We start from the raw sequence: 16,459 nt of genomic DNA, 5'->3' as shown, positions 1-16,459 counted from the left end.
GGTGTTCATAAGCTGGTATGGACGGACTTGTTACGTTTGGAGAGACGCCGGTTCGACTGTCTCCGCCGGAACACGGGCGTGTCGAGATGACGGAGACGCTTGAGGTGTATGCCGATGGAACCGAGAGCAACGCGGCCATCGCAGCCTCGTCACTCGGTACCGACACAGCCTGGGTCAGCAAGGTACCAGACACCGCTATCGGGCGCAATGTCACCCGCCAGATTGCAGCTACCGGTGTCGAGACAGCGGTCACCTGGACCGACGACAGCTACCGGCAGGGCCTCTCCTTTCGAGAAGCGGCTGCACCGCCCCGCGAGAGCAGATACTGGTACGACCGAGACGACACCGCGCTCGCGTCTGCACAGCCGGGCGAGTTCCCAATAGAGCGGATGCAAGACGCCTCACTCGTCTACACCGCGGTGAGTTCGGCGGTACTCTCTTCGGCGGCCGCCGACACTGCCGAGGCGATACTGCGTGCGAGCGCCGGCAGCGGAACCGTCACTGCGGTCGAACTCGACTACACGCCAGGACTTGCCTCTTCCGAGTCGTTCAAACGGGCATTCGAGGGGCTCGCTGACGAGGTCGATGTCCTCATCACGACCGAAGATGCCGTCGTCGAAGTGCTGGGGGAGACCGGCTCGCCGCGTGAGCTGACGAACACGCTCTCGGCGATATACGATCTCCAGATGGTAGTCATCAGACGTGCCGACGGCAGCGCAATCGCGCTGCACGACACCCCTGGGACCAACGTCGTCCACGAGCGGACCGCAATCGAGACCGAGACTGTCGACCCGATGGGGGAATCGAGTGCATTCACGGGTGGGTTGCTCCACGAACTTGTCCAGGGGTCAGACGCGGCGCGCGCCCTGAGTGTGGCTGTCGCCAGTAGTGTCTTCGCCAAGACGGTTCCTGGTCCGTTCCTCAGCGTCGACGGTGCGGAAATCGAATCACTAACGGAGCAGGTGGACGAACAGTCACGATAACGGGATGACGCTACTCACAGATGTTCACGACGACCACGGGGCGAGATTTGAAACGCGTGGCGGCCGCGAGGCCGTCGCCGACTACGGCCGGCCAGAGCGGTCACATCGAGCTGTTCGGAACGCGTCGGGAGTCATCGAGTATGCCGACGACATCTTGGCGGTGACCGGCGAGGACCGCCTCGATTTCGTCGACAACGCCGTCTCGAACACCGTTCCCGACGCCGACGGTCACGGTGTCTATGCGCTGTTGTTGACGCCACAGGGCCGGATTCGAACCGATATGTACATCTTCAACGCCGGCGAACGTCTCCTGATTTTCCTGCCGCCGGGCAACGGCGGGGCGGTGGCCGAGGACTGGAGCGAGAAGACGTTTATCCAAGACGTCGAGGTCGAGGATGTCACCGACGACTTCGGCTACTTCGGCGTCCACGGACCCAAGGCAACCGAGAAAATCGCGAGTGTCATTTCGGCAGAGACGCCCCGCGAGCCGCTGACGTTCGTCCGCGGGTCGATGGCCGACGTTGGCGTGACCGTCATCCGGATGGACGGCATTGCCGGCGAAGAAGGATATCACGTCGTCGCGGAGGCGGACGATGCGCTCTATGTCTTCGATACCCTGGTCAACCGCGGCCAGAACGCCGCACCGTTTGGCTACCGCACCTGGGAGTCGCTCACAATAGAGGCGGGCACGCCGCTGTTTGAGACGGAACTCGACGGCGGCGTCCCGAACAACCTTGGACTCGCCAACGCCGTCGACTACGACAAGGGCTGTTTCGTCGGCCAGGAGGTCGTTTCACGGGTCGAGAACCGCGGCGAGCCGACAAAGCGACTCATTGGGCTCCTTACGGAGGAACTCGCTGACACGGAGGCAGCGGTGTTTGACGGCGACGAAAACGTCGGCGAGATAACGCGCACGGTCGAGAGTCCGCTCCGCGATGTGCCGTTTGCACTCGCGCTGGTCGACAGAGCAGTCGGCGAGAAAATCGAGGAGGACGCGGCGCTGACCGTCCGAGTCGAGGACAAGGACGTCGCCGCGACTGCTATTGAATTACCGTTCGTCAAAGGCTCTGAACAGTCGGCACGACTCCCCGAGCCGTAAGCTACTCCTCGTAGGCCAGGTTCATGACCCACTGCGAGAACAGGTCGCTCTGTGGGTTGACTTCCTCGTCACCGACGAACGGCGAGAGCATGTCACCGGCCATCAGCAGCGAGAAATCCAGGTCCTTCGCGGTCGGCGAGAGGTAGTACGTGTTGTGCCCCTCGTAGACGGTCTCGTCGCGGTTGATGAGGTCTTTCTCAGAGAGTGTGTCGACGATGCGACTCCCCTTGCGCGAGGACACATCGAGTTCCTTCCAGAAGTTGCTCTGGTGGATCCCGCCAGTCTCCCGGATGAGTGCCAGTCCTCGACGCTCGTCTTCGTCGAGTTTCTCCTCCGCGGATGTGGTGCTCATATGTACGTTATGTCACTGCGCTAGTTCAATAGTAGCTTCGGTTCGCTGTTTCCCGCGACCGGTCACACTTCGTCGGCTACGCGTTCGAATTCGGTCTCACAGGGTGGACCGTCGGCGAACTCGTAACGACGTTCGTCGCCGAGCCACAGCAGTGAGGCGCTTTTGGTCCCGAATCCGTCGCTGTGAACACAGACGCCGTACTCGTGGTCACCGAGCACCGCCGCCGCTCGGTCGAGCCAGTTTCCCGGCTGCTCGCCCGGCTCTGGTCGAAGCGTCCTCCGGACTGCGTCGGCATTTTTCGCCTGCTGTTCGCCGGTGTCCTGTCTGTGCCCCGGGACCGCGTACGCGCCGTCGGCTCCGACGTTGACAACGACGTGAACGCCCGGTGAGAGCGCTCTCACGCGCCGCTTGTGTCCCGATTCGACGAGCACTGCGGCCGCTGGGTCTGCTGCGACCAGATTGAACCCATCGTAGGTACGCTCGTCGAGTTCGCGCTCGACGGTTCTGACGGCTGCCTCTGCGCTCTCGGCTCCGAGGGCGTCTCTGACGAGCAGGCCACGCGAGCGCTCGCCCTCAATGTCAGCGTCGAGCCAGCGGTTCGTGATGGCGACGACGACGCCGTGTTCGTTGTACCCCAGCCAGGTGCCGCCCGCGCGGGTGTCTTCCGGTGCGACGACGGGCACCTCCCAGTCGCGGCGCTGTGGCGGAGCCGAGGGCCTGTCGAGAACCTCGTCACGGTTTGCTGCCACGAGCAACGGCGCGTCCTCGAAGACCTGCCAGGCGAAAGTGAGTGTACACACGGAAAAGGGTACGACTGGGCCAGACTAAAACCGACTGGTCGACCAGGCCGAAAACTGCCGTCTGCGTTCACTGTGCCTGAATCCACCTCTCGGCCGCTTCGCGGTCGCTGAAGACTTTGCGTGTAATTTCGTCTTCGGTCATCTCGATTATCTTGTCGACGCTCATCTTCGCAAGGATGGACTCGGGCATCACGAGTGCCATCGTCTCGAGGCCGGCATCCTCGGCCCGTGGTGCCCAGTCCTGGACAGACCACACCTGGTCGTCTTCGGTGAGGGCCGCGTCAAAAGAACTCGTGTCTGCGATGACTTTTGTCGCCGACTGGTCGGCAATCGCCTCGATTATCGCATCCATATATTCGCGGAACGATTCCCCCTTGACAAACTCGCGTAGCTCCCCAATTACTGCCCCGGTCTGTTCGTCGTACTGCACGGTCGCAAAACTGGAGTCGAAATACTCCATACCGACGACGACGTATGCAGTCTATATGTTTGTTATTGTTTTACAGGGTCTGGTGCTGGTGATTATATTCTTGACGAGTCGATGCGCTTAGACTCCTGCTGTCCGAACCTCTCTACGATGTCACGGGACCTGGCACTCTGTGACGTTCGTCCCACTCAGCTGTATCTCTCCAGTGGGAAGCTCACAGACGTACTGGCGTGGTTCGACTTCGACGACCCGGCGTACGGACCATTGCCGGTTTTCGAACACGAGAGCGAGTGGTATCTTGCCGACGGCCACACGCGGGCATTTGCGGCCTACCTCGCCGGTGAAGACCACCTTCCAGTCGAGCGAGACCCAGACGTTCGAGAGAAATACGACTTCGAAGTGTATCGCGCCTGCATCTCGTGGTGTCGTGAGGAGGGCGTCGAGACGATCGCCGATCTCCAAGGGCGGGTCGTCGAACCAGAAACGTTCGAAGCGGCGTGGGTCGAACGCTGTCAGCAGGTCACAGATAATGAGGAGCTGGCGGATTAGCGGTCACTGACGCAGTAGGAGACGCGTAACGCGCTCGCAGAGCTGCCGGCGGTTAGTCGTCGCCGAGAATGACGCGGTCGGTCATCTTCGCGGGGTCGAGTACCTCGTCCGCCTCCTCTTCGGTCAGATAGCCCTTCTCGACTGCCACCTCGCGGACGGTCTTTCCTTCCTTGAGGGCGGTCTTTGCGACCTCGCTGGCCTTGTCGTAGCCGATGGCGGGGTTGAGCGCCGTTGCCAGCGCCATACTCTGTTCGACTTTATCCGCGCAGTGCTCGCGGTTGGCTTCGAGCTTGGCGACAAAGCGCTCGGCGAAGACCTCGCTGCTGTTTGCGATTATTTTGGCGGACTGGAGGAAGTTGTAGGCCAGCACTGGCTTGTAGAGGTTGAGGTCAATCTGCCCCTCAGCCGCGCCGGCGGCGACCGCGGCGTCGTTGCCCACTACCTGCTTGTGGACCTGATTGACCGATTCAGCGACGACGGGGTTGATTTTGCCGGGCATAATCGAGGAGCCTGGCTGGTTCTCTGGCTGTTCAACCTCGCCTAGACCGTTTCGTGGACCAGAGGCTAGCAGCCGGAGGTCGTTTGCAATCTTGTTGAGGCTGCCGGCAACGGTCCGGAGGGCACCGTGGGCCTCGTTCATGGCGTCGTGGGCGGCCTGTGCCTCGAAGTGGTTGTCGGCCTCCCGGAAGGAGATGTTCGTCTCCTCAGAGATATACTCGGCAGCGCGCCACGGGAACTCTGGGTGCGTGTTCAGCCCGGTTCCGGTGGCGGTACCGCCGAGTGCGAGCTCGGAGAGGTGGTTGCGACTGTCCTTGACCCGCGTGATGCCTTTCGCTATCTGGGTCCGGTAGCCGCCGAACTCTTGGCCCAGCGTGACGGGTGTCGCGTCCTGGAGATGGGTCCGGCCCGTCTTGACAACGTCCTCGAACGCATCTTCCTTGGCAGCCAACTCCTCGTGGAGTGTCTCCAGGGCAGGCAACACGTCGTTCTCGACGGCCTCCAGCGCGGCGACGTGCATCGCCGTCGGAATCACGTCGTTGCTCGACTGGCCGTAGTTGACGTGGTCGTTAGGGTGGATATCGCGGCTCCCGATTTCGCCGCCCGCGAGCTCGGTCGCGCGGTTGGCGATAACCTCATTTGCGTTCATGTTTGAGGAGGTGCCCGAGCCGGTCTGGAAGATGTCGACGGGGAACTGGTCGTCGTGCTCGCCGGCGATGACCTCGTTGGCGGCCTCGACGATATGTCCGGCCGTCTCCTCCTCGATGAGGCCGAGGTCGTTGTTTGCCTGTGCGGCGGCTTTCTTTACGATGCCGAGTGCGCGGATGAACCGCCGGCCGAAGGTCGCGTCGCTGACCGGGAAGTTCTCGACTGCACGCTGGGTCTGTGCTCCCCAGTAGGCGTCGGCAGGCACCTGCATCTCGCCGAGACTGTCTCGTTCCGTGCGAAAGTCGTCGTCAGTCATACAGTCGGACGTTCGTTGCCCCCCGCGTAAAGCGTTCTGATACTGGCTGCAGTCGATTATCAGTGTTGATTCCTTGGGTGGTGTTATTATATAGCATGACTGCAACTCTACTGTCATGCGTTCTATCAGGGGTACACTGCGACTGTCCGCACACCCATTTGGAGAGAAACATGATCGACAAACAGCAACTACTCGATAAGATTCCGGCCGCAACGCTCGACCTGAAAACGAAACTCGTCGGCGCTTTCCTCGTCGTCGCAGTCGTTGCGGCACTCGCCGGTCTGATTGGCGTGATTGCCGTGAGCTCGGTCGGAAGTCAGGCCGACCAAATCGGCGAGAGCGCGACTATCGTCGACGAGAGCCAGACCCTCCAACTTGACGTGAACCGCCAGGAGCGTGCGGCGAGGCTGTTGGCAGCTGGTGACGAGAGCGGGGCCCAGCGTATAGCTGAGGCACAGGCAGCTATCGAAGAACGTGTCGAAACGTTGGAGTCCTACGACCTGGACGCAGAACAACAGGAGGCACTAGAGGAGTTAGTCTGGCTGAACTCCAAGTTCAACAGGGGGCTCCGGATGCTGCAAGAAGCCGTCGAAAACGACAACCAAGAACAGATAGATACGGCGCTCGAGAGCATCAGCTCGGACGGCCAGGCCGTTCGCGAGCAGGCAGGGACACTGGTAGAGTTAGCCGTGGCTGACGAAGCGGCGAGTTCCCAACAGGCCGACCAGACCCAGCAGCGAGCCATGCTGTTCGTCGGCGCGACGACCGTCCTCTCGTTCGTTGTCGCCGTCCTCGTCGGCCTGTTCGTCACCAGACGCATCACACCGCCAATCTCGCAAGTTTCCGAGGCGTCGGTGGCGATGAGTGACGGAAATCTCGACTATCAGGTCGAGCGACACAGCGCTGACGACGAACTCGGCCGAATGACATCGGCATTCATCGAGATGCAGGAGAATCTCCGTGGCGTATTCACAGACCTCGACGCAGTCAGCCAGAACATCGAATCCGGCGACCTCGACCGGCGTGTCGATACGGACTACCCCGGTACGTACGGCGAGATTATGGCGTCTTTCGAGGGGGGAACCGCAGAGCTCCGGGAGAGTTTCGACGAGATTCAGACAGTCAGCGACGACATCCAGAAGGGACGGGTCGGGCGTGACATCGACAGCGACCGGCCCGGTGCCTACGGCGACGTGCTCGGGTCTCTCGATGCCGGGCTCGGCGAACTCGAAACTGGCTTCGCGGAGATATTCCGGGCGAGCGAGGACCTGCGGGATGGGCGACTGGATACCGATATCGACACCGATCTGCCGGGCGTCTACGGCGACGTCCTTGGTAATCTCCAAGCTGGCATCGACCGTCTGGGTGAGAGCATTCGCACGGTCCAGCAGGCCGCCGACAGGGTGGCCGAGGCAAGCGACGAGGTCACCACCGGGACGGCCGACGTCGAACGCGCGAGCCAGGAGACCGCAGCGGGCGTCCAGGAGATTGCAAGCGGCGCAGAGCGCCAGAACGAGCGCCTCTCGACGGCTGCCGCGGAGATGAACAATCTGTCTGCGACTATCGAAGAGATAGCGTCCTCTTCCGAGGAGGTCACCTCCACGGCCTCGACTGCAGTCGCCAAAGGGGAGACCGGCAAAGAGTACGCCGCCGAGGCGACCGATGAGATTGACGCAATCGAGACGCGCGTCGACCAGGCTACCGCACAGGTCGAGGAGTTACGAGAGAACGTCGACGAAATCGGCGAAATCGTCGACATGATAACCGAAATCGCTGAGCAGACGAATATGTTGGCGCTGAACGCCTCCATCGAGGCCGCTCGGGCCGGCGAGGCTGGCGAGGGGTTCGGAGTGGTCGCCGACGAAATCAAATCTCTGGCTGGGGAAGCCGCACAGGCGACCGCAGAGATCGAGGCCCGAATCGACGAGGTCCAGCACTCGACGGAGCTGACCGTCGAAGACATCGATGCCATGCAGGGCCGCGTCGAACGAGGGACCGAAACAATCGAGGACGCGATTACGACCTTCGACGAGATTGCCGACGCAGTCAAACAAGTCGAGAGCGGCATCAGCGAGATAAGCACCTCTACCGACGACCAGGCTGCCACGGTCGAAGAGGTCGTCTCGATGGTCGACGAGGTGTCGGCAGTTAGCGAACAGACGGCAACCGAAGCCAGCGAGGTATCGGCCGCGACCGAAGAGCAGACATCGGCGGTCACGGAAATCACAAACGAGATTCAGTCACTCTCCCAGATTGCCAGTGAACTCAACGACGAGGTCAGCGACTTCGATGTGGCGACAGAAGCTCGTGACACGCCGGCCGGTCCCGAGACGCCACGTTCCGACTAGCGCTCGCGCTCTATCTCTCTGGCTCGGGTGTTCTGGTCGCTCTCTAACCGACCGAGTTCGTCCTCGACATCGAATCCGAGGTCTTCGGTCTCGACGAGGTAATCGAGTCGGCGCTCGAACTCGGCCTGGTCGATTTCCCCGCGCGCGTATCGGTCTCGAAGCGTCTCGACTGGGTCCTGTCGTGGCGCTGGCTGTGGCTGCTCGTCGCTCGACTCGACAAGCGGGAAATCGTCGCCTAGCAGGGCAACGAGCGGCAAGAGCAAGAAGAACCCGGTGACGAAAATAGCCGGGACGAGCGGACCACCACCCAGCACAGCGGTCAGTGAGGTAAGGCCAAAGGTGAGTACTGCGATAATGCCCATCAACCGAGACCGGCTGTAGCCTGTGGTCGAGTCTCCCATCTATACGATGTGGTAGCTGTGTTGGCTATAAATTTCCGACGGAACTACTGTGCGGGCGTCAGTTCGGGCCCTGGCCGGGGTCTGTCGTCACCTGGGCGGTCCCTGCGGGCTGGTCTTCGAACGCCGAGCCGGCGTCGACGCTCTCGGTCCGTCCGGCGACCTTCCGGCGGTTCAGCTCGCTGACGCGGTCGGCCATCTCCTCGACGAGTTCGATTGTTGGTCCGTGGGGGGTGGTATCTTCGTCTTTGACGACCGGTGCCTCCGTCCCGTCGGCCCCGAAGTCCTCGTGAATCGGGAGCTTGCCGAGCAACTCCACGTCGTAGTCCTCGACGATTGCCTCTGCGCCCTCGGACCCGAACGGGTCGTGGGTGTCCTCACAGGTCGGACAGTGGAACGAGCTCATATTCTCGACGATGCCCATGATTGGGGCGTTGTGTTTCTCGAACAGACGCAGTCCCTTTCGGGCGTCGTCGAGTGACATCTGTTGGGGTGTCGTTACGATAGCGGCTCCCGCGACCGGGAGTGACTGGAGCAAGTCGAGCGAGGCGTCGCCCGTCCCTGGCGGTAGGTCGACGACGAGATAGTCCAGCGTCCCCCACTCGACGTTCTCAAGGAAGTGTGTCATCACGTTGTTGACCATCGGGCCGCGCATGACTGCGGGGTCGTCCTGGTTCTTGACGAGAAAGCCCATACTCATCACTTTCACGCCGTCGGACTCGGGGGGAATCAGGCGCTCCTCGTCCGGGGTCACTTTCGGCTCTTCGGGGACCGGCAGAATCCGGGGCACGTTCGGGCCGTGGATGTCCGCATCAAGCAAGCCGACCCGTGCGCCGAGTTTGTCGAGTCCTGCTGCGAGGTTTGCGGCGACGGTCGTCTTCCCGACGCCACCTTTCCCGGATGCGACGGCGACTACGTTCCGGATATTCGGGAAGACCTCTTCGTCGAATCCTTGCTCGGCGGTCACGTCCGCGTGGAGTTCGAGTTCGAGACCGAGGTCGGAGATAACCGAGCGAATCTCCTTGCCGAGTTCCATCTCCGAGGGCGCAAACGGTGTGTTGAACGCGACGGAGATCTCCGCAGTGTCGTCTTCGATGGCGATGCTATTGACGAGGTTGAGTGAGACGATATCGTCACCGATGCGTGGGTCCTCTATCTCTCGGAGCGCGTCTTCTACGTCTGCAGGTGAGACGTCCATACAACAGATACGGGCCCAAGAAGTGAGTCCCTTTCGGAATCTCGTGGGACCTAGAAGAACATGAGGCGAATCTGCATCGTCGTCACGAACAGCCCGCCCCAGAGCGCGCTGACGAACAGCAGGAACAGCGTCGACCCCAGTGCGAGTGTCTTCAGGTCACGCGGCTTGCCGACGAACCAGCCGAGGAAGGCGGTGTACACCGGCAGACCGATGACGCCGAAGATGACCCAGACGCCGGGCGGAATCGCCCACGGGTCGAAGTACGCTTTGAGTGGAACGTTCCAGACTGCGGTCATAAGTGCGGTCATGATGTTCATGCTGACACCTCCTCGTCGTGGTCATCGTGGTCCTCGACCGCGTGGAGTTCGATGACCGGGAACAGCTTCAGGATGACCATGAAGATAATCGCACACAGCGCGACTGTTCCAGCAAGCGAAGAGAGTTCGACCAGACTCGGGAAGTAGTGTCCCGGAACCTGGTCGTAGAGGCCGAACTCCGGATAGGCAATGCCCTCGTAGACGAACAGGATCTTCTCAGTGAGGGTCGCAATCAGCACGCCGAAGGCGGCAATGAGCGACCGGGTCTGTGAGAAGACGCTCGGCTTAATCGCCTGTGCGAAAATATACGCAAGCACGACAGCCATGATTCCGATGGCCATCTGGTAGGCTGGATTCGACAGCTTCGCCGTCATCACAACTTCCGCGCGGACCTGAGCGGCGAACAGGCCGTTGATGACCTGCTGGAGCTGTAGCCAGACGAATATCAGGCTGAATATGCCGAGCCAGTTTGTTAGGCCACTGACAACTCGGTCGGTGAAGATGTGGCCCCAGTCGTAGGCGATGCGGGTCACGTACGCGAGGATGATGACGCCGCTGAGTGCCGAGGTGAGTGCAATCGAGAGGAACTGCGGTCCCTGGATTGCGCCGCCCCAGCCGGGCATCGACGGTAACAGCGAGAACAACCACGGAATCACGCCGCCGTGGAGCAAGAGCGGGGCCATCACGATGATACCGAGTGCGAGCCACCAGACCATCCGCTCGATGACCTCGTCCTCTTTCTCGCTGTAGCCGATAAGCACGACACTGTACAGCGGGTTGAGGACGTCCGGGAGCCGGTCACGGAGCTGGTAGGTGTCGTACCGGAGCGTGAGACCGATGTAGGTCGCCGTCATCACGAAATACAGCGTGATGACCGTGATGTCCCACGCCAGCGGCGATGTCTGGACCGTCCAGGGATAGGCGTTGACCACGCTGGTCACGAGCCTGTCGGGCCGTCCTGTGTGGACGACAATATACAGGCCGGCCATCGCCAGCGCCGACAGCGTGAGTAGTTCGGCCATCCGTGCCACGGGCTGGTATTTGGTCATCCCGAACAGGCGGACTGCCGCAGACAGGATAATCCCGCCGTGAGCGATACCGACCCACCAGATGAACGCGCCGATGTACAGTCCCCAGGTGGCACCGCCACCGCTACCCCAGTCAGCAAGGTTTGTGACGATGAGTCCTTCCTGGAGCTGGAAACCGAAGGCGGTAAGCCAGACCAGCGCAACCGCCGCGGCAACACCGAATCCGATGTACCACCACTTCGAGGTGTTCAAAATCGGGCGGATGATGTCAGCCGGCTCTGGCTCTTTCTGTTCCTTCGTCGCCATCAGGCATCACCCTCTCCCTCGCTCACGCCGCCGTTCGCGCGAGCACCGTAGTCGAGGTGCTCCTTGCGCTCGGCGACAACCTCGACGCCCCAGTCGTTGCTCAGACTCTCGTAGGGAACGGGGCGCTCTTCGGGCGTCTCTGTTGCGTTTGCTCCCGGCTGGTTGCCGATGTATGTGATGTTCGGCGAGGTGTTCAGGTCCTCAAGCAGCCTGAACGTCGGCAGCTGTGATTCGGGATGTGGGGCCGGGGGCTGCTCGTAGTCCTCGGCGTCCTCGAACTTCTCGGATTTCTCCTTGGGACTCTCTTCGATTTCCTGGCGCCGTTCGAGGTAGGTGTTCGGACGGCTTTCGGGGTCGTCAAGGTCGCCGAAGTGAATCGCGCTCATGCCTGCCTCGTCGCAGGCGTCCTGGCACGCGACAGTGCCCTTGGGGTTGTCCGTGTGCTCGTCCTGTCGGGACGGACACATCGTACATTTGCCCATGACGCCCTGCGGCGGCCGGCTGTCGGTCCAGCGTCCGCGCTCGTCGTAGACGTGGTCGTTGGCCTCCGAGAGCATCTCTTGGCGCTCGTCCTCGTCGAGAGACCGGACCTCCTCCGGGCGCATGTCGAGGTGTTCGAGGTCCGACATCGGCACGTCGGGCTCGCCCCACTGGAAGTAGTTGACGCCGTAGGGACAGGCCACTTGACAGTACCGACAGCCGATGCAGGTTTCGTAGTCGGTCAACACCAGCCCGTCTTTCTCCCGAACGTGACGGGCACGAACCGGGCAGACCTTCGCACACGGTGCGTTCGAACAGTGCTGACACGGGCGCACCAGGAAGTTCTGCTGTTCGGTGTCCTCGTTGTCGTACGTGAAGACGTACATCCAGTTCGCACCGGTCGAGGTCCCGTTCTCGTTGATACAGCCGGTGACACAGGAGAGACAGCCGTCACACCGTTCGAGGTCGATGACCATCCCCCAGCGGTGTTCCCGGTCCTCCTTGTCAGCCGGCCGGATGCCGCTGACGTTGTCCGGAATCTGCTCGTCGTCCTGGTCGTACGTTGCGTACGCGCCGTATCCGAGGAAGGCCGCACCGGCACCCATCTTCTTCATCATCTCGCGCCGAGAGGTGTCCTCGTTCTCGAAGTCCACGTCGGTGAGGGCTTCGAGCATCGATTCGTCCTCTGCGGCGTCGAGGTCGACATCGTCGATGTCGTCGAAGACGGGTCGCTCGTCGACCTCGAACTCGTCTTCCATATCCTCGTGATACTCTGCGTAGAACTCTTCCTCTGACAGTTCACCCGCAACGAGACGCTGGGCGTCCCGGGCCATCTCCATCCCGAGGTCGGCGTCGAACTCGGTGTCTTCGAGCTCGTTGCGCATCCGGTCTTCCCACTCCGCGCCGAGCGGGTGGAATGAGTCCTCGGTCTCGTAGGGGTGCTTTGATTCGTCGTTCTTGTCGTCCGCGCTCATTTGTGATTTCCTCCGCGTTTGTTTCCGGGTTTCCTGCGTTGCTCCAGACGCTGACTACTAAGCTCTTTAAATCCCGGCCCGGCGGTCATTCCACGACCACCGCACCGAGCTGACCGACCGCCGCGTGGGGCCCACACTCGTAGAGAATTACACCCGATTCCTCAAGCGTTTCGGTGTGTGTGAACCCGCTGTTTTCGATACCAGATTCGAAGTCGGCACCGTCGGTAGCGACCACAGAGTGACCGTCGCTGACCCACTCCCAGGTAACTTCGGTCCCGGCATCGACGCGAACTGCAGCCGGGCCGAACGCGTAGTCGGGTTCGTTGGCTCCGTTCTCGATGGTAATCGAGTCCTCACCGGTCATATCCTCAACGGTCCCGTCGTAGCCGTTCGCATCGGAGAGGTAGTCGTCGACCTCGCTTGGCACGTCACCACCATCGCCGCCGTCTTCACCGTCGCCACCATCCTCACCGTCGTCGCCATCGTCGCCGTCGTCGCCGCCCATACAGCCTGCCGTTGCCAACATTAGTGTCGCTCCACCAGCCTTCAGTACCTTCCGCCGGTCGATATCAAGCTCAGTCATTGTATCCAACCTGGGGTTACGACTACGCCCGATTGAAAGCTTCGGTTTTGGGGTTCCAGCCCCCTGAGAATCGGACAAAAATATAAGTACACACTCGACAAAGGTCAATGGCTTGCGAGCGAAATATCCACTTGAGGCGGGTCAGATAATCCGGCGACGCAGGACGAAGAGCCCGTAGACCGCCAGTCCACCGAGGAAGAAAGCGAGCGCGACTGTGGGATCAATCCCCATAATATCCGAGTTACTCGCGTTGTCGACGGCAAGATAGACCGTATCGTTCTGTGCGGTGACATCTGCGAGGTCTGTCGCGTTATCGACGACGATTTCGACCGACTGGTCGTCGGCTTGCGTTTCGGTCATGCCATCCGGTGCCGATGTCTCGGTCACACCTCCGTCTGGTGCCGGCGTCCCGGTTGCCTGGGGTTCCGGTGTTCCTTCTGGCGTCGCTTCGGGCGTCTCTGTCCCCGAGACATCTTGTGTCCCGATACCGCCATCGTCACCACCGTCTGCTGCGTCGGCACCATCACCGCCGTCCGTTGTCTCGACAGTTATATCATCACCGTCCGCGGGCGGAGCATCCTCCTCTGCTGCCTCGCTCGTGAAGACATCTCCCTCTGTGCCCGTGTACTCGCCGCGAATCTGTTCCTCGGACCCGCCGCGATTAGCGAGCCATCCGGCAAGAATACTCGGCGGAACCAACAGCGCGAACAGTCCCGCAAACCTGTTGAGTAACCGCCTGAATGCGCCCTGTTTGTCCCGACCAGCGAACAAGACGAGCGACTCGTCTTCGGGTGCGTACACCTTCATCTCCGAGCCGCGCTCGGAGTACCAGGTGTCGACCACCTCGACGAGGTCGACCTCCTCCAGCTTTTCGAGGTGGTACTGCACGTTCTGAACGGATGTCTCTGTTACGTCTGCCAGATCTGACGCCGTCTGTGGCTGGTTGTGCAACTCTAAGAATATCTTCCGGGTGGTCGACGACGCCAGCGCTTCGAACACCTCGTCGGCAGTGTCCTCATCGAGGTCGACCAGCCGTGGCTCTGAGTCGCGGTCGAGTGATACCTTCTCTCGAATCGGAAAGATACTGCTCATCTCTCGTTATTTTGCCTTCTCTCCCGCACTATAAATAGTGTATCCAAGGCACAAATACCTATTTTAGCTAAATAGTCGCGCTGAGTGGTACTCTGCTCTCTGGAGAATGGCTCTTTAACAAAGACGCCCTCTGTCGGATTTCACCCGACACCGCCGAACTACAGCTTCGGTGGCGACGATACGCGGGGGAAACGTGTTAGTGTCTGCACGTCGATGTGTCACCAATGACCGACCTGGAGGATTTCACGGAGTTCGACGACGAAGAGACGACCGACCGAACAGCCGAGACGAGTGACGGTGACGGTGAGCCGACAGAGACGGCCGAGTTCGAATCGTACGATGTCACTCCCGTTGGGAGCGATAGCGGTCTCGGTGTGCTCTCGGCCGGTGGGGGGTTACAGATTGCCGAGGACGCCGACGAGACACATCTCCGGGCGTACATCACCGCTGAAAACCGCGCGGCGGTCCGGCTCGGCGCGTATCTCATTGCCCCCTATCCCGACGGGGAGCGTCTGTTCTGTCGGGTCACACAACTGGAGTACGAACAGACGTTCCGGGCCGACGACGCGACCGAGATACACGCACGCCGGGCGATGCGCTCGGACGATATCGACGAGGAAGATTTCAAGCTGATGGCGACGCTCGAACCGGTCGCCATTCTCTCCGAAGACAGCGGCTCGCTCACCCGACGCATGACCGACCGGGTCCCCAAACCCGAGACCGTCGTCCAACAGGCCGAAGAGAAACGCGACATCAAAACCGGGCTCAATATCCCTGCCGACGGCGTTTTCCTGGGTCATCTCTCGGTTGGCGGACAGAAGGTACAGACAGCGGCCCAACCGCCGACAATCGACTACCGGCTGAAAGACGCCTACGACGACGGAGACCCACTCGTCTTCCGACACTCGCTCATCGCCGGTGGGACGGGGTCCGGCAAGACACACGCCGCGAAGAATATCCTGCGGCAGTTCTTAGACGAGGAGCGCTCGTATCCCATCGAGACGAGCGGCGACCGCGAGGTCAGGCCTGCAATCGTCCAGTTCGACCCCCAGGACGAGTACGCACAGATGCACGACGACGGCGAGTACGACGACGGTTTCGCCGACGCGCTCGACAGCGAGGGTATCACCCACGGTGGACACGACGACACCGTCGCGTTCGTCCCGAAAGTCGGGTCGTCGAACTATGCTGCGAGCCATCACCGTGCCGAACAGGTCGAGTTCACGATTCCGTTCAGCATGGTCCACGACAACCCCTGGCTCGTCGCCGGGAGTGGCCTGAACGACAACCAGTACAGTGCGCTCGTGAACGTCTTACTCCAACGCTTCCGTGACCAGTATGGCCGAGACGGCACCTACGAACAGTTCTGCTCGTTCATGGACGACCCTGCGCTTCGTGAGGAACTCGACGAGACCGGGCGCGTTCACGAGGCGACCTTCGATGCAATAAGCCGGCGTGTGCGTGGTTTCGGTCCGGTCTTCGACCAGGATGCCCACCCCATAACAGACCGCGTCCACGAGTTCGTCCGACCGGGACGGCTCACCGTCGTCCCCACGTACCACATCGCCGACAGCCGCCACGCCGAGACAGTCGTCCTCGCACTCGCGTCACTACTTGTCGACCAGAAACTCTCGAACGACCCGACCTACGACCGCATCAAAGAAACGCCCCTGATTGTCGGAATGGACGAGGCACACAACTTCTTGACCGACGCGGACACAGTCCAGGCCCGAAAAGTCATCGGCAAGTTCACCGATGCGGCAAAACAGGGCCGAAAGGAACGGCTCGGGCTCTTTCTCATCACACAGGACCCACAGGATATCGCCGACCCGGTGTTCAAACAGATAAACACGACAATCGTCCTCAACCTTGGCGACGAGGACGCTATCTCTGCCGTCAATATCCCCAGGAACCTCGAGTCTAAGGTCCCATACATGGAGAAAGGCCAGATGGTCGTCTACTCTCCCGACAACTCCGAACCGGTCGAACTCGTTGGACTCCCCTACTGTGTGACCCGACACGGGCGAGACTGACGCCGTATTGGGACGAGTATGTTATCTAGA

At 61.1% G+C, this 16,459-nt stretch carries 16 protein-coding genes; 5 read left to right on the top strand and 11 right to left on the bottom strand.

Annotation, left to right across the window (positions count from 1 at the left end; all coding sequences use genetic code 11):
- Positions 1–17 precede the first annotated feature (17 nt).
- Together OSC37_RS04910 and ygfZ are read left to right on the top strand one after the other, a co-directional pair.
- Positions 18–983: a PfkB family carbohydrate kinase gene (locus OSC37_RS04910; protein ID WP_267163485.1), complete on the top strand. Its 966-nt coding sequence runs from the start codon at positions 18–20 to the stop codon at positions 981–983.
- 4 nt (positions 984–987) lie between these two features.
- Positions 988–2,082 (top strand): CAF17-like 4Fe-4S cluster assembly/insertion protein YgfZ, encoded by a 1,095-nt coding sequence (ygfZ, locus tag OSC37_RS04905; RefSeq protein ID WP_267163484.1) that lies wholly within the window; start codon positions 988–990, stop codon positions 2,080–2,082.
- Position 2,083: 1 nt separating this feature from the next.
- On the opposite strand, the gene OSC37_RS04900 is transcribed toward ygfZ, so the two are convergent.
- From OSC37_RS04900 to OSC37_RS04890, 3 genes are all read right to left on the bottom strand, one after another.
- The gene (locus OSC37_RS04900; RefSeq protein WP_267163483.1) at positions 2,084–2,434 is read right to left on the bottom strand and encodes a helix-turn-helix transcriptional regulator; all 351 of its coding nucleotides are present in this window, start codon (positions 2,432–2,434) and stop codon (positions 2,084–2,086) included.
- Positions 2,435–2,496: 62 nt separating this feature from the next.
- Entirely contained in the window at positions 2,497–3,234 is a 738-nt protein-coding gene (locus tag OSC37_RS04895; protein WP_267163482.1) for an NRDE family protein, read from the bottom strand.
- 67 nt (positions 3,235–3,301) lie between these two features.
- The gene (locus tag OSC37_RS04890) at positions 3,302–3,694 is read right to left on the bottom strand and encodes a hypothetical protein (RefSeq protein ID WP_267163481.1); all 393 of its coding nucleotides are present in this window, start codon (positions 3,692–3,694) and stop codon (positions 3,302–3,304) included.
- Between the two features lie 117 nt (positions 3,695–3,811).
- Between OSC37_RS04890 and OSC37_RS04885 the strand changes: the two genes are divergently transcribed.
- Positions 3,812–4,210: a hypothetical protein gene (locus tag OSC37_RS04885; protein WP_267163480.1), complete on the top strand. Its 399-nt coding sequence runs from the start codon at positions 3,812–3,814 to the stop codon at positions 4,208–4,210.
- Between the two features lie 52 nt (positions 4,211–4,262).
- On the opposite strand, the gene OSC37_RS04880 is transcribed toward OSC37_RS04885, so the two are convergent.
- Positions 4,263–5,672, bottom strand: a complete 1,410-nt coding sequence (locus tag OSC37_RS04880) for a class II fumarate hydratase (protein ID WP_267163479.1) — start codon at positions 5,670–5,672, stop codon at positions 4,263–4,265.
- 170 nt (positions 5,673–5,842) lie between these two features.
- Here OSC37_RS04880 and OSC37_RS04875 point away from each other — a divergent pair, with 170 nt between their 5' ends.
- Positions 5,843–8,020, top strand: a complete 2,178-nt coding sequence (locus OSC37_RS04875; protein ID WP_267163478.1) for a methyl-accepting chemotaxis protein — start codon at positions 5,843–5,845, stop codon at positions 8,018–8,020.
- On the opposite strand, the gene OSC37_RS04870 is transcribed toward OSC37_RS04875, so the two are convergent.
- From OSC37_RS04870 to OSC37_RS04840, 7 genes are all read right to left on the bottom strand, one after another.
- On the bottom strand, positions 8,017–8,421 hold the full coding sequence (locus tag OSC37_RS04870; protein WP_267163477.1) for an SHOCT domain-containing protein: 405 nt from the start codon (positions 8,419–8,421) through the stop codon (positions 8,017–8,019). The genes OSC37_RS04875 and OSC37_RS04870 overlap by 4 nt on opposite strands.
- Before the next feature lie 58 nt (positions 8,422–8,479).
- A complete protein-coding gene (locus OSC37_RS04865; RefSeq protein WP_267163476.1) occupies positions 8,480–9,616 on the bottom strand; it encodes an Mrp/NBP35 family ATP-binding protein in 1,137 nt (378 codons plus the stop codon).
- Between the two features lie 50 nt (positions 9,617–9,666).
- Complete coding sequence (locus OSC37_RS04860) at positions 9,667–9,933, bottom strand: hypothetical protein (RefSeq protein ID WP_267163475.1); 267 nt, start codon at positions 9,931–9,933, stop codon at positions 9,667–9,669.
- Entirely contained in the window at positions 9,930–11,267 is a 1,338-nt protein-coding gene (gene nrfD, locus OSC37_RS04855; RefSeq protein WP_267163474.1) for an NrfD/PsrC family molybdoenzyme membrane anchor subunit, read from the bottom strand. Before nrfD ends, OSC37_RS04860 begins: the two co-directional genes overlap by 4 nt.
- On the bottom strand, positions 11,267–12,721 hold the full coding sequence (locus OSC37_RS04850) for a 4Fe-4S ferredoxin N-terminal domain-containing protein (RefSeq protein ID WP_267163473.1): 1,455 nt from the start codon (positions 12,719–12,721) through the stop codon (positions 11,267–11,269). The genes nrfD and OSC37_RS04850 overlap by 1 nt, the downstream gene beginning before the upstream one ends.
- 85 nt (positions 12,722–12,806) lie before the next feature.
- Positions 12,807–13,304 (bottom strand): halocyanin domain-containing protein, encoded by a 498-nt coding sequence (locus tag OSC37_RS04845; RefSeq protein ID WP_267163472.1) that lies wholly within the window; start codon positions 13,302–13,304, stop codon positions 12,807–12,809.
- A 141-nt stretch (positions 13,305–13,445) separates the two neighbouring features.
- Positions 13,446–14,396, bottom strand: a complete 951-nt coding sequence (locus OSC37_RS04840; RefSeq protein WP_267163471.1) for an ArsR/SmtB family transcription factor — start codon at positions 14,394–14,396, stop codon at positions 13,446–13,448.
- A gap of 224 nt (positions 14,397–14,620) precedes the next feature.
- Here OSC37_RS04840 and OSC37_RS04835 point away from each other — a divergent pair, with 224 nt between their 5' ends.
- On the top strand, positions 14,621–16,429 hold the full coding sequence (locus OSC37_RS04835) for an ATP-binding protein (RefSeq protein ID WP_267163470.1): 1,809 nt from the start codon (positions 14,621–14,623) through the stop codon (positions 16,427–16,429).
- The last annotated feature ends 30 nt before the right edge of the window (positions 16,430–16,459 follow it).

The sequence above is a fragment of the Halovenus salina genome, assembly GCF_026410925.1.
GTDB classification, from domain to species: domain Archaea; phylum Halobacteriota; class Halobacteria; order Halobacteriales; family Haloarculaceae; genus Halovenus; species Halovenus salina.
Note: the sequence above shows the minus strand (reverse complement) of the source record. Positions and strands in the feature narration are given on the sequence as shown.